This window comes from Butyrivibrio sp., from assembly GCF_017433805.1.
Lineage (GTDB): Bacteria > Bacillota > Clostridia > Lachnospirales > Lachnospiraceae > Butyrivibrio.
This window is the reverse complement of record NZ_JAFRGN010000040.1, coordinates 17,014-30,540: the sequence shown is the minus strand read 5'-3', so window position 1 is coordinate 30,540 and position 13,527 is coordinate 17,014. Positions and strand designations below refer to the sequence as shown.

Genomic DNA, 13,527 nt, shown 5'->3' with positions numbered 1-13,527 from the left:
GACTAGTTATGGACTTTCTGACTACCGAGAATAGAAAGATAATAGCGAACAGGCTTTTTTATCTGGCTCTTTTGATAGAACTGGTACTGATGATCGCCGAGAAGAGTGAGCTTTACTTTGGTTTTGAGAGTTATGTCTTTAGAGTAACTTTCGTACTTACGCTTCTTGCTGTATTTGTGACAAGTCACAGTAAAAAGGAATGGGTGATCATAGTATGCACCTGGATATTCACCTTTGTATGCTACAGAATTACAGGTAGAAATGAACTGCTTAGATTTGCTACATTTATGATGGCAGCCAAGAATATCAATCTTGGCAAGACTATGAAGGCGACCTTCTGGGTGAGCTTTGTGGGATTTGCCAGCATAGCACTTTTGTCAGTGCTTGGAATACTGGGAAGTATCGCGGTTACAACTGATTATGGCCGCGGAGATGCCAACGAGCTTAGGTATGTCTTTGGCTTTGGACACCCTAATACACTTTGGGGCTGCGTATTTGCACTTATGCTTCTGTGGCTGTGGATTTATGGCAGCAAAGCAAAGCTCTGGATGTATGCAGTTTTACTTGCAATCACTTTTGGCATGTATAAGATTACTTTATCGAGAACTGCTTTTCTGATCGGAGTTCTGACTATAGTTATGGCAATTATCATCAGATATCTGCCAGTTTTGAGTAATAAAAAGATAATATATGTCCTCACAGGGCTTGTAACTCCAGTATTTTGTGTGGCATTTTCTATATGGGGAGCATTTATCAGCTTTGTTCCCAGATATGAATTTCATTATCCGCACTACAAGATAATTATTTTTATCGATGAGAATTTGAACAACAGAATTCAGAATCTGTATAGGGGCGATGAGCATCATTCAGGGGCACTTGAGACTTGGAAACTTTTTTCTGACAGGACTTCTGTACAGTACTTTGATATGGGCTGGGTAAGGCTCTTTTACTGGTATGGAATAATACCAACTGCTATTATATGTATTCTTGTGATAGTGTTTATCTATATATGTTACAAGAGAAGAGATGCATGGAGCATAGTTCTTCTGTTGTCACTATCAATTTATACAGTTATCGAGGCGACCTTTGTTTCAGTTTACATCGGAAGAAATATCATGCTTCCGATATTTGGAGTGTACCTTTGTTCAATCAGTGAAAGGATGACCAAAAATAATGTCTTTAAAGGCTAGGAAAACTTTATTTTACATAATGGTTTTAGTTGCTTTCCTTGCGGTAACTATTTATGAATTTCTGACTCCTTACATGTCAGATGACATAATCTACATGGATGAGGTGGCCAAGGCTGGAAACTTCTTTGATCTTTTTGGACAGGAGGTTGAACACTGGATATCTCATACCGGTAGAAGTGTGTCTCACATAATACTCAGAGTATTCCTGTTCATAGGTGTTAAGGGAGTATTTAATGTAATCGCTGGAATAGTATTCGTGATCTTATCACTTCTTATCTACGCCAATGTTGATGCCAAAAGAGAATACGATGTAAGGGTATATGGTTTTATCCTTACAATGCTGTGGTTCTTTGATCCTGCAATCGCTAATACAGTTTTCTGGGAAGACGGAGCTTGTAACTATCTGTTTACAACAACAATTATCATGGGCTTTGTGACACTGTATAGACGTGGAATCAAGGATCAGAACAAGAATATCGGATTTGCAATAGGTATGTTTTTATATGGAATAGCAGCTGGATGGTGCAATGAGAATACCTCAGGCGGACTAATTCTCTTTATGCTGATTGAGCTGGTTTATCATTACATTACTAGCAATAAGAGCTTTAAGTTTGTTAAGCCATTTATGATCGCAGGCCTTGTTGGAAGCTTAGTAGGTTTCGCCATGATGATCATAGCTCCTGGTAACTACGGAAGACTTGCTGTAACAGAAGAGGAGCATACAGGCTTCCTTGCGATTATGGCAAGGTTTCTTAAGATAACGCTTGCTATTAAAAATAATTATTTTGTGCTGGTTGCAGCATTTATAGTTATTATCATCCTTACAATGTTTCTTTTTGGAAAAGACTCAGAGCAGGCTGGAAAGCTCAAAATTGTGGCACTCTTTGGCGGATTATTTGTAGCTACCTGCTATGCACTTATCATGATCCCATCTTCTGAACTCAGGTCCTACTATGGAGCAAGCATCTTTTTGATGACTGCCATTGCTCAGGGAATTGGAATCTTATCAGAAGCTAAGGAGCGTCTCCTTCAGGGAGTTCTTGTTTCGATTGTAAGTGTGTTTGCAGCTCTTTTCCTGCTGGGGTATGTGGATGATGGTGCTAACCTTGCAAGGATCAAGAGAGAGTTTGATGAAAGAGATGCATATCTGACTGAGATGGGACAAAGGGGCGAAGATAATGTCCAGGCACCTATGTTAAGACCTCAGTGGGAGAATAGATTTACTGTTGCGTATGAAGTTGATATACAGGAGGATTGGCAGTTCTGGATCAATTTCTTTACAGCGCAGCATTATGGCCTTGGTACTATTCACGGTGTTCCAAGGGATGAATGGACTTTATACTAATCGGAGCTCGTAAAATTTATGCCTTTAGCTGGTAACAAGACAATAAGTATCATAATTCCTGTGTATCAGGCAGTAGACACACTAAGAAGGTGTGTCTTGTCTTGCTTGAATCAGAAGGACCTGGATCCGGGTGAGCTTGAGATCATACTGGTTGATGATGGTTCTACAGATGGAAGCCGGGAGCTGTGCGACGAGCTTGCACACGAGGATGCATCAGGCAGGGTACGAGCTATACACACAGAAAATGGCGGCGTATCAAGAGCCAGAAATATTGGTATAGAGGCAGCAGTTGGAAGATTTATCGTGTTCGTTGATTCGGATGATGCGGTAAAAGATGGGCTTATTTCCAATATGATCAAGCATGCTGATGAGAGTACGCTTTTAGTAGACGAGACTAATAATTATTCTGTTACCAATAAAATAAGTGGATATCAGTATATTGAGAATGTTATCCTTCATGAGAATACTCATGTATGGGGCAAGCTCTTTGACAGAGAAACACTTATGTCAGGGAATGTAAGGTTTATAGATGGGCTTACAATAGGAGAGGATCTGTTATTCCTCATAGATTACGCTCTTTATGTTGATAAGAAGCGTGGAATCAGATGTATCGCTGACGGCGACTACATTTATACAGAAAATGAGAATAGCGCCATGAACAGGGCTTTCAAAAAGAGTTATCTGGACCAGATTAAATGCTGGAGAATGGCTGAGGATAAGCTATTAGAAGTCAAAGAGAATATCTCACCGTATGCTTTTGTATCAGTGGCTGTATCACAGATACTGACAGCATTTCTTGTAGTTGGTAAGGTGGCAACTCAGGGAGCGGAGCGTGATGCTGAGCTCGATAATGAAGCTGTAGAGATGGTTACAGAACAGATCAAGCACGCGCTTAAGACCAGAGGAGCATTTGCAGGACTTCCAGCAGGACACAAGCTTAAGGTCATGGTTTATAGATTAAGTCCTAAGCTATATATTGATATGTATGCCAGACACAAAGGGGCAAAACAATGAGTATGGATCTGAACAGACCAATAATTTTATATATGCATGCAGGTTCCGGTAACCACGGCTGCGAAGCTATTGTTAACAGTACGATCAAGCTGATAGCCAAATTAAGGCAGGAAGCTGGCGTAGATACACATATTCCGGTGATCGTAGTTTCTAACAGTGTGGATGAGGACCGCAAGTATTCTCTGTCACGCCTTGAAAAGGATGGATTGTGCCGTCTTGTAGAGGACAGACATATAGACAGAGATACAATTCCGCATATTGTGTACTATGTGTATCGCAAGTTAAGTGGTGACAGGGAGTCGTTTCTTAGATACAAGTACAAGGATGCTTTTGCGCTTTATAATAAACTGGCAGTGCAGTACAAGGATGTAACACCACTTGCTGTATCCATTGGTGGTGATAATTATTGCTATCCAGACATGGTAGGCGATCTTATCCTTGCTCATAATGTATTCAGGAAAAAGGGCTTTGAGACAGTTCTGTGGGGATGCTCCATTGAACCAGATTCTCTTAAGGACAAAGAGCTTGTTAAGGATCTGGATGCTTACTCTGCAATTTATGCCAGAGAGTCAATTACCTATGAAGCTCTCGTAAATGCAGGTATTTCAAATGATAAGATAGTCCTTAGAAAAGATCCTGCCTTTGAGCTTGAGACCAGCAAGGTTACTGTGCCCAAGACTTTTTTACCTGGCAAGACTGTAGGTATCAATTTAAGCCCTATGGTTCAGGATAAGGAAAGCATTCCGGGCATAACAATAGAGAATTACAAGAACTTCATCAAATATATTCTTGATGAAACAGACCAGAACATTGCGCTTATTCCGCATGTTGTATGGCCGACTAATGACGATAGAAGACCACTTGAGGAGCTTTATCTGGAGTTTAAGGATACTAAGAGAGTGACGCTTATCGGGGATGCGCCAGCTCAGGAACTTAAAGGTTATATTTCAATGTGCAGCTTTTTTGTAGGGGCAAGAACCCATTCAACTATTGCTGCCTATAGCTCAGGAGTACCAACACTTGTAATAGGTTATTCTGTTAAGAGTAGAGGAATTGCGACTGATCTGTTTGGAACATATGAGAACTATGTTCTGCCAGTTCAGGAGATTAGAGAGCCGGATGCAATGATCAAGGCATATAAGTGGATTTTGACAGAAAATAATAAATAAATTGTACCGGGGGTATGGGGAATGGTTATAGTTAAGATTGCAGGCGGCCTGGGAAACCAAATGCAGCAGTATTCAGTTTATAGAAAGCTTCTAGGCTTGGGCAAGGAAGCCAAGCTTGATCTTTCATGGTTTTCTCCTAAGGTTCAGGAGAAGATGCTTGCTAAAAGAGATTTTGAACTGCCTCTTTTTGTGGATATTCCGTATGAAGTAGCAACTCAGGAGGAACTGGATGCTATTTTGTCTCAGAGCTTTGTTGAGAAGATCACAGGTAAGATCAGACGTAAGCTCGGCAAACAGGACTCTGATAACAAGAATATTTTTCTGGAAAAAGAGATGTATCATCCGGAGATATTTGATCTGGATGACAAATATATCGAAGGCTATTTTGCGTGTCAGAAATACTATGGAGATATTATGGGAGAGCTTAGGGAATTGTTTGTATTTCCTGAGCATTCAATTCCAGAGCTCCAGCAGAGAAATATGGTTCTGGCATCCAGAATGGAAAAAGAGAATTCTGTAAGTGTTCATATCAGGAGGGGAGATTATCTAGATCCTGAGAATTTCAAGGTGCTTGGTAATATTGCCACTGAGCAGTACTACGAGAGTGCCATGAAATACTTTATGGACAAGTATCCCGATACACATTTCTATATTTTTACAAGTGATCATGAATATGCCAGAGAGAACTTTAAGGATGAAAGTCTGTACACAATAATTGACTGGAATACTGGTAAGGATAGTGTACAGGATCTTATGCTCATGAGTCATTGCAGGGGTAATATCTGCGCTAATTCGACCTTCAGCTTCTGGGGAGCAAGACTTAATAAGAGGCCGGATCACGAGGTTATCAGAACCTTTACCATGCGTAATAATCAGCACTGTGAACCAGATATCATGCATGATTACTGGGATGGCTGGATTTTGATGGATAAAGACGGGAAGATTGTTTAATGGGTAGAGTTAATTCTGCGACAAGAAATATTAAATTTGGATATATAGGACAGATTGCAACTGCGCTGGTATCTTTTATACTGCGTAAGCTGTTTATCATCTATCTGGATGAAACTCTTCTGGGAGTAAATTCTCTTTATGGAAATGTCCTTTCTATTCTGAATATGGCAGAGCTTGGCATAGGAACAGCGCTGAACTTCAGTTTGTATGGTCCTGTTGCCAGAGGTGAAACAGAGAAGATCAAGTCTTACATGCAGCTATACAGGAAGGCATATTACATCATTGCCATGGTTGTCGCTGCTATAGGACTTCTTTTGACACCTTTCCTTGAGTTTCTTGTTAAGAATCCTGGAAATATTACCACCAGAGAATTATATCTTTACTATTTCATTTTCCTTTTCAATACAGTCAGCAGTTATTTTGTGGCTTATAAATACAGTCTTGTTAATGCTGAGCAAAAGAACTACATTCAGACCAATGTTATTACTATAACCAAGATCATTACTGTATCTATACAGATGATTGTGGTAGTAGTTACCAGGAACTTTTTCCTGTTCCTTATTACAGATGCAGTTGTACAGCTGATTCAGAAAATCTTTGTATCAAGATTTCTGGATAACATGTATCCGTATCTTAAGGATAAGAATGTTGAAAAGCTTAGCAAGGCTGAGAGCGACGAGGTCTGGAGTAAGACCAAGGCCCTTGTTTTCCACAAGGTTGGTGATGTAGCAAGACTTCAGACAGATGCTCTTATCATTTCATCACTTATTGAAGTTGCCATGGCTGGTGTTGTAGATAACTACAACATGGTCATCAGCACAGTTTCGAATTTCGTTAATATTATTTTCAATTCTGTTATCTCAAGCTTTGGAAATCTTATAGCAACGGAGTCAAAGGAAAAGCAATTTGGAATGTTCAAGGTATACAGGTTCTTTGCATCCTGGATTTATGGATTTTCCTGTGTGGGCTTCATGGTTCTTTTGACACCACTTGTAAGGATATGGCTTGGGGATGACTGGATACTGGTTCCAGCCGCTGTGTACTGTATTCTTATTGATTACTATTTCAAGGGTGACAGAATCGTACTTAGTAACTACAAGACGGCAGCGGGTGTTTTTGAGCAGGATAAGTATCTTGCGCTTATTCAGGGAGCAGTTAACCTGATATTATCAATCTGGCTGGTGCAGACACCTCTTGGAATTACTGGTGTTTATATTGGAACTATAGTTTCAGGACTTATTGCCAATATTACCAAGCCGGTTATTATCTATAAGGCCTGTTTTGATATGTCAGCTGGCAGTTATTTTGTTGATTCCTGCAAGTATCTGGCAAGCCTGATATTTGTGCTGGTGGTATGCAACTATATCAGCAGCATTATACTGGTAAATCTCAATATTGGAACATTTCTTTTGATGGCAGTTATCATTACCGTGATCTTTAACGGCGTTTATGTAGTTTTGTATGGCAGGACGGAAGAATTTAAGTATCTTACTGGCAAAGTAAAGGAAAAGCTTTTATGAGTGGATATGAACTGTTAGTTACAAAGACCGCAGAAGAACTTGGGAATATAATGAAAGTCACTCCTTCTCAGAAGGCCAAGGATATGGTCAAGAAATTGCTGGGAAGGTCTGTCAGAACCAAGGACCCAATGTTCTGGCCATCAGGAATGCTGATGCTGGGACTGTCAGAGGCAATATGTAATTGTAAGGAACAGCCAGAGCTTGAGAGCAGAATACGCAAGGCGCTGGATGCTCATATGAGCCTGTGGCGTGACAAGTATGGCAGCAGGATACGCTTTGTGGATGATGCACTGGCTGGCTATAGCATGCTGGGATTATCTGAAGGAGACAGCTCTGATATCTACAGAAAAGGTCGGGATATTATAAGGGAATACCTCAAAGTAGCTAAAACAGACAGCCTTGGATCAATAATTTACAATCCTGGCAGGAACAATACAAATATTTTTGCTGATGGAATCGGCCAGGCAACTATGTTTATGGCAGCAGAGGTCAGGGATAAGTTTGTTGCCGGAGAAAACTCATATGGTGAGAATACCCAGAATGACCTTTATTATTACAATTCATCGGATTATTTGTCTATTGTAGGTAAGATATATGTTCAGTTCATGAACTATTACAAATATGGAAGAGACTCTAAGAGCGGCCTTTTGTACCACGGATATCAGATTTCCAGGGATCAATACGACCAGAAAGGCGAAGCTATCTGTGAAAGAAAAGGTATACTTGGCTGGGGAAGAACTCATGGATGGATGATGCTTGGACTTTCTCAGGCTGCTATCCTGGAGCAGGAGCTTAGCAGGAAGATTGAGGATAAAAAAGAGTGGTCCATCTTTGATCTGCTTCCATGGTATGTGGAGCTATGCGAAACGGCCATGGATTATCAGAGAGAAGATGGCGGCTTTAGCTGGCAGATAAATGCTGTTGATGGCCATATTGATATGTCTGCAACGGGAATGATTGCTTATTCTATGGCCAAGGGCTACGAAGCAGGTCTTTTTGACAAGGATGAGAAACAAAAAGAGAGAGTCAGGGATAGCCTTCTGAAGGCCAAAGAGTCAATGTTAGAGCACGTTAAGGATGGAATAGTCATGGATGCTCTTAGCTCCTGTGATGATTTTGCAGTACATTACCAGACTTATGGCAATTACCCATGGGGGCAGGGAGCGGTCCTGGCTGCAGTTTCAGTTATCAATAGAATTATTTGAGAAAACAAAAAAGGAAATGCCTATTACTGTTTAACAGGCATTTCCTTTTATAATGCATGACATGCACAATATTCTTATTTGGCTGGAGCCCATGTAATACCGTAGAGCTGCTCCATAAGTTTTCTGAGCTCATCCTTCATTGTGTTGCAGGCAGAAGCTTCATCTACGAAGTTCATAACACCGATGCGCTCCTTGTTATCCTGGAAGAAAACAGCCCAGCCCTTATCTGTCTTGTCGAGACATATTCTATTCTTGTGATGGCCACCTATCTTGTAAAGCTTCTTAGGTACCAGATGATCTTTGAAATATTTCTTGAGTTCTTTTGAAGTCATAATGTAACCTCCAATTTTGTGGTTATTAAAATAATCACATGTAGTATTGATTACTACATATAATATAACACGAGACTACATTAATGGCAATACCTATGCTTCCTAGTATTAATATTTTATTAAATTACTATAAAGTCTAATGATTTTTTATGGTTTGCCGATATAATATATGCACTAGTATTAGGTTTTTTGTAATTGGAGGGACAAGGATGTTGACTCGAAAATACCTAAGGATGGGAATTGGCGCTGTGTTATCAGTAGTTTTGGTAGCTACCTGCCCAGTTATGACCTTTGCTACAGGCGTTGACGAAGTAGTCGTCTTCGGCTCTGGTAGTAGTGCGTCAGACTATGAGGACAAGGAAGAAGCCCTTGATACTGAGCTTACAGACGAAGAAAACAAATATGATATAGATGAAGAAGAGATCTGGGCACTCATTGATAGAGATGACCTTAGATCTTTTGTTGACGTGGATGCAGTAAGAGAGTCCATAGATAAAGAAGCTCTTTTAGAAAAGATTGATCTTGAAAGTCTTGTATCACAGATTGATGAAATAGATCTTATTCGTCAGGTCGACAGTGATAAACACCCGGTTGATGTAGTAAATGTTAAAATGCCTATAATTGGTGAGGATAGCCCATTTGATTTTATCATTGATCCTTTGGGACTTATCTATGGGACAGATGCGGCCAAATACGGCGGCGGACGTGTTGAAGAGGGCGCAACTGTGCTATTCAAAAACACCAGTGGTGACTATCTGTTCTCAAGTAATAGTGATACTCTTACTGTAGTTAATCATGGCAATGTGCCAGTACGCCTGACTATAAAGGCAAATATTACTAATCCTGGCGGAATAGATTTCGTAGACAGCAGATCACAGCTTAGTGGAAGTGAGCCTAGCATTTTCATGGCTCTTTGTGATAATGAAGGTATCAGATCTGTCATGACTGAGTACGGTGAAGCTCAGATGGAAGTTATTCTGGCAGCAGCACCTGACGGAACCTACAGCTTTAGCTGGAATGAGGATAGTGACAGATATGATTATGTAATAGCTGAAGATGTAGATGAAGAAGTTTTTGATTCCTTCTCCTTTAATATCTGTGCTGATTGTAATACAGAGGGCAACTGGGACTTACTGGAGGAGGTACCTACAATATCTGTTTCCTGGCAGACGGAGCCTATAGAGCCTGAAAAGGATGAGCTCGATCAGGAAGTTGAAAAGTATGAATCAGAGATTGAGGAGCTGGTAGCAAAGTATCTTGAAAACTATACTCCTTCCATTTCTATCATAGAGAGCAAAGTATATCCTACAACTCCGGTAACAAAGGAAGATGATGAAGAAGAAATTCTGATAATCGATGAAGAGGAAGTTCCAGAAGCTTCTGATGCATCCGAAGCCCTAGATGCTGCAGAAGAAGCAGAAGAATCAGATGAGAATAATGATCTGTATGCAGAAACTGCTCCAAGTAAAGATAAAGATGAGGAAAAGAGTCAGGCAGAGCTGCGCAGTGAAAAGATAGCAAAGCTAAGAAAAGAAGCCCTTATCAAGTTGGCAACTAACCAGTTCAAGACAGTGCTTGAGGAAGAACTGGAAAGACTCATTGAAGAGGAAGTTGACAAGCTCGCCGATGAACAGTTCCAGAAGTTAAAGGCAGACATGATAAAGGCTCTTAAAGAAGCTGCCAAAGATGCTGAAAAAGAAGTGGTAGATACTACAGATGTGATAGATTCCGAAGGCCTTGAAGGTGAGGTTATAGAGGACGAGGAAACTAAAGGTACAGACATCAAAGAGACGACAGAGCCTGACAGTACAGAGGAAGTAATCATAGTAGAGGACAGCGGCTCTTTTGAAGAGAAGACAGAAACTGTGGAAAAGGCTACAGAAGCAGATAGTACCAGTAAAGAATCAGAAGCTGAGGCAGAAGCAGTAAGTACAGAGGCTGCAAGCACTGCTAGTACTCAGCCAGAATAAGTGAATAAATATAGAAATACCAGTAAATAAGCACCGGTCGCAGTTTGCGATGCGGTGCTTTATTTCGTATAATTATTGTATGAATTAGCGGAGATTGGATGTTAATTATATGAAGCTTTAAAGAAAAAGGAGTCCTATGAACATTGCGATTATTCTAGCAGGCGGAACTGGTTCAAGACTAGGCGGTGATATGCCCAAGCAGTTTCTGGAGCTATCCGGACAGATGATGATACTCCACAGCATGAGAGCATTTGCAGAATCTGAGTATGTGGGAAATATCCAGATTGTGGCTGATAAGGCTTATAGAGAGAAAATAGAGGATGCAATGTTTGAAGATACTGATTCTCCTATAGGTGAGAAGTTTCTAGGCTTTTCCGATCCTGGGGAAAACAGGCAGCTCTCTATTTATAACGCAATGAAGGACATAGGCGATATGCTGGGAAAAGAAACAATAGATGGAATAATAATCCATGATGCAGCAAGGCCTTTTGTTACAAAAGAGACGGTTGATGAATGTCTTTTGGCACTTGATCAGCATGATGGAGCTATGCCAGTTATTCCAATGAACGATACCGTTTACTTTAGTAGAAGCGGGCAGAAGGTTGATGAACTTCTAAATCGCAATCATATATATGCAGGCCAGGCGCCAGAAGCTTTTTGGTATGACAAATACCTTAAGGCTAATGAAGATCTTTTACCGGATAAGATTCTCATGATCAAAGGCTCCACAGAGGTTGCAATAATGGCAGGAATGGATGTGGCGATGATTCCGGGAGATCAGAGGAATTTCAAGATCACAACCAAAGAGGACATGGAAAGAGCAATTCATGTTGTAAATAATGATTAACAGGAAGGTACATGATGAAGGCACAGGTACTGTATGGTATTGGAAATATTAAATACGCAGAGCTTGATAAGCCGGTTCCTAAAAAGGGAGAGGCTCTTGTTAAGGTGTCTTACTGTGGAATCTGTGGCTCTGATATTCCAAGGATCTTTAAGACTGGGGCACACAACATGCCGCTTATTCCGGGACATGAGTTTTCTGGTGTAGTTGAGGAGTGCAAAGATAAACCATCTCTTGTAGGGAAAAGAGTTGGTGTATATCCTCTTATTCCATGTAAGAGCTGCTCGCAGTGCCAGAGCGGCTTTTATGAGATGTGCGAAAACTATAATTACCTGGGATCAAGGTGTGATGGCGGTTTTGCGGAATATGTATCTGTACCTATATGGAATCTGATATCTCTTCCTGATGAAGTGTCTGATATGGAAGCAGCCATGCTGGAACCTATGGGTGTTGCTGTACATGCTATAAAGAGAGCAGGTCTTTTAACTGATAAGTACAAGATAAATCCAGACTATGACGACGTGACGGTATTGGTGTGTGGTCTGGGAACCATAGGTCTTTTGACTGCCATGTTTATAAGAGACATTGGCTTTCCAATGACCTACTGCATAGGGAATAAAGATATTCAGAAAGAGATGCTCATGGACATGGGATTTTTTGAGCAGGATTACTGTGATGTCAGATATAATGACACCTCTGCTTTTGTGAAGAGCATTCTTGATGGGAAGGGGGTTGATTATTACTTTGAATGTATAGGACGTTCTGAGAGCTATGAGCAGGCAATCAGGAGTACAGGGCCTCATGGAACGGTTATGCTGGTGGGAAATCCTGCTTCTGATATGGAGCTTACAAGAGAGACCTATTGGAAAATACTGCGCAATCAAATGACAGTTCTGGGTACCTGGAATTCATCCTATGAAGGAAGGTCAGGACGCAAAAAGAACTACCAGGATGATTGGCAATTTGTCCTGGACTGGCTTGTGGAGCGCAAGAGGAGAAATGGAATGGAGTTTTCTCCTGAGCAGCTTGTAACACACTGCTTTGCATTAGAGGATTTAGACAAAGGCCTTGATATAATGAAACGAAAATCTGAGGATTATGTGAAAATTATGGTCAAAATGGCCTAAGTCAGATTTTATGTGCTAAAATCATGTTTGTTTATGTGGACATATATGTTCATTCTGGAAAGGATTTGACTGTAAGAAATGAAAGTAGTTATTTTAGCAGGTGGTTTTGGAACAAGAATCAGTGAAGAGAGCCATTTGAGACCAAAGCCAATGATAGAGATAGGTGGTAAGCCTATTCTCTGGCATATCATGAAGGAATATTCCTACCATGGATTCAATGAATTTATAATCTGTGCAGGTTACAAGCAGGAGGTAATCAAGGAGTACTTTGCCAACTATTATCTCCATAACTGCGATGTGACTTTTGATTTTGCCAATAATGGCAAGGTGGAGTTCCATTCACAGAAGGCTGAGCCTTGGAAGGTTACAGTTGTTGATACTGGTTACAGTACTATGACTGGTGGCCGTATCAAGAGAATCAAAGAGCATGTAGGTAATGAGACCTTCTTTATGACCTATGGTGATGGCGTTTGCGATATCGACATGAACGATCTTCTTAAGTTCCACAAGGAGCACGGCAAAATAGCCACTGTTACAGCAATTCTTGCTGGTCAGAGATTTGGTGTTTTTGATATAGACAGGGATGATAAATCTATCGTCAGAGACTTCAGAGAAAAAGCCAGTATTGATGGCGCGCGTATAAACGGCGGATACATGGTGCTTGAACCTGGCGTTTTTGACTACATAGAAGGTGATAATACTTTCTTTGAAAAAGAGCCTATGCATGATCTTGTCAGAGACGGACAGATGGCAGCTTATGAGTACAATGGCTTTTGGAAGTGTATGGATACTGCCAGAGAAAGAGATGAACTATCCAGTCTTATTGAGACAGGAAGAGCTCCTTGGATAAAGTGGTGAAT

12 protein-coding genes are annotated in these 13,527 nt (G+C 40.7%); 11 read left to right on the top strand and 1 reads right to left on the bottom strand.

What is annotated here, in order from left to right:
* The first annotated feature begins 8 nt into the window (after window positions 1–8).
* The 7 genes from IJI01_RS10340 to IJI01_RS10310 are packed head-to-tail and all read left to right on the top strand — an operon-like array spanning window position 9 to window position 8,394.
* Window positions 9–1,190: a hypothetical protein gene (locus IJI01_RS10340; RefSeq protein WP_292189749.1), complete on the top strand. Its 1,182-nt coding sequence runs from the start codon at window positions 9–11 to the stop codon at window positions 1,188–1,190.
* Entirely contained in the window at window positions 1,174–2,535 is a 1,362-nt protein-coding gene (locus IJI01_RS10335; protein ID WP_292189746.1) for a DUF3329 domain-containing protein, read from the top strand. Before IJI01_RS10340 ends, IJI01_RS10335 begins: the two co-directional genes overlap by 17 nt.
* 18 nt (window positions 2,536–2,553) lie before the next feature.
* Window positions 2,554–3,549 carry a glycosyltransferase family 2 protein gene (locus IJI01_RS10330; protein WP_292189741.1) on the top strand — a complete coding sequence of 332 codons (996 nt, stop codon included), beginning with the start codon at window positions 2,554–2,556 and terminating at the stop codon, window positions 3,547–3,549.
* The gene (locus tag IJI01_RS10325; RefSeq protein WP_292189738.1) at window positions 3,546–4,718 is read left to right on the top strand and encodes a polysaccharide pyruvyl transferase family protein; all 1,173 of its coding nucleotides are present in this window, start codon (window positions 3,546–3,548) and stop codon (window positions 4,716–4,718) included. The genes IJI01_RS10330 and IJI01_RS10325 overlap by 4 nt, the downstream gene beginning before the upstream one ends.
* A gap of 21 nt (window positions 4,719–4,739) precedes the next feature.
* Complete coding sequence (locus IJI01_RS10320; RefSeq protein ID WP_292189735.1) at window positions 4,740–5,669, top strand: alpha-1,2-fucosyltransferase; 930 nt, start codon at window positions 4,740–4,742, stop codon at window positions 5,667–5,669.
* Complete coding sequence (locus tag IJI01_RS10315) at window positions 5,669–7,189, top strand: lipopolysaccharide biosynthesis protein (protein ID WP_292189732.1); 1,521 nt, start codon at window positions 5,669–5,671, stop codon at window positions 7,187–7,189. The genes IJI01_RS10320 and IJI01_RS10315 overlap by 1 nt, the downstream gene beginning before the upstream one ends.
* Window positions 7,186–8,394: a glycoside hydrolase family 88 protein gene (locus IJI01_RS10310; RefSeq protein ID WP_292189729.1), complete on the top strand. Its 1,209-nt coding sequence runs from the start codon at window positions 7,186–7,188 to the stop codon at window positions 8,392–8,394. Before IJI01_RS10315 ends, IJI01_RS10310 begins: the two co-directional genes overlap by 4 nt.
* Before the next feature lie 74 nt (window positions 8,395–8,468).
* Here IJI01_RS10310 and IJI01_RS10305 read toward each other — a convergent pair whose 3' ends face one another.
* Window positions 8,469–8,726 carry a hypothetical protein gene (locus tag IJI01_RS10305; RefSeq protein ID WP_292189726.1) on the bottom strand — a complete coding sequence of 86 codons (258 nt, stop codon included), beginning with the start codon at window positions 8,724–8,726 and terminating at the stop codon, window positions 8,469–8,471.
* 209 nt (window positions 8,727–8,935) lie between these two features.
* Here IJI01_RS10305 and IJI01_RS10300 point away from each other — a divergent pair, with 209 nt between their 5' ends.
* The 4 genes from IJI01_RS10300 (at window position 8,936) to rfbF (ending at window position 13,525) form a co-directional block, all read left to right on the top strand.
* Window positions 8,936–10,696, top strand: coding sequence for a hypothetical protein (locus IJI01_RS10300; protein ID WP_292189723.1), 1,761 nt, complete (start codon window positions 8,936–8,938; stop codon window positions 10,694–10,696).
* 136 nt (window positions 10,697–10,832) lie between these two features.
* The gene (locus IJI01_RS10295) at window positions 10,833–11,543 is read left to right on the top strand and encodes an IspD/TarI family cytidylyltransferase (RefSeq protein WP_292189720.1); all 711 of its coding nucleotides are present in this window, start codon (window positions 10,833–10,835) and stop codon (window positions 11,541–11,543) included.
* 11 nt (window positions 11,544–11,554) lie between these two features.
* On the top strand, window positions 11,555–12,667 hold the full coding sequence (locus IJI01_RS10290) for a galactitol-1-phosphate 5-dehydrogenase (protein WP_330623124.1): 1,113 nt from the start codon (window positions 11,555–11,557) through the stop codon (window positions 12,665–12,667).
* A gap of 78 nt (window positions 12,668–12,745) precedes the next feature.
* Complete coding sequence (rfbF, locus tag IJI01_RS10285; RefSeq protein WP_292189710.1) at window positions 12,746–13,525, top strand: glucose-1-phosphate cytidylyltransferase; 780 nt, start codon at window positions 12,746–12,748, stop codon at window positions 13,523–13,525.
* Window positions 13,526–13,527 lie beyond the last annotated feature (2 nt).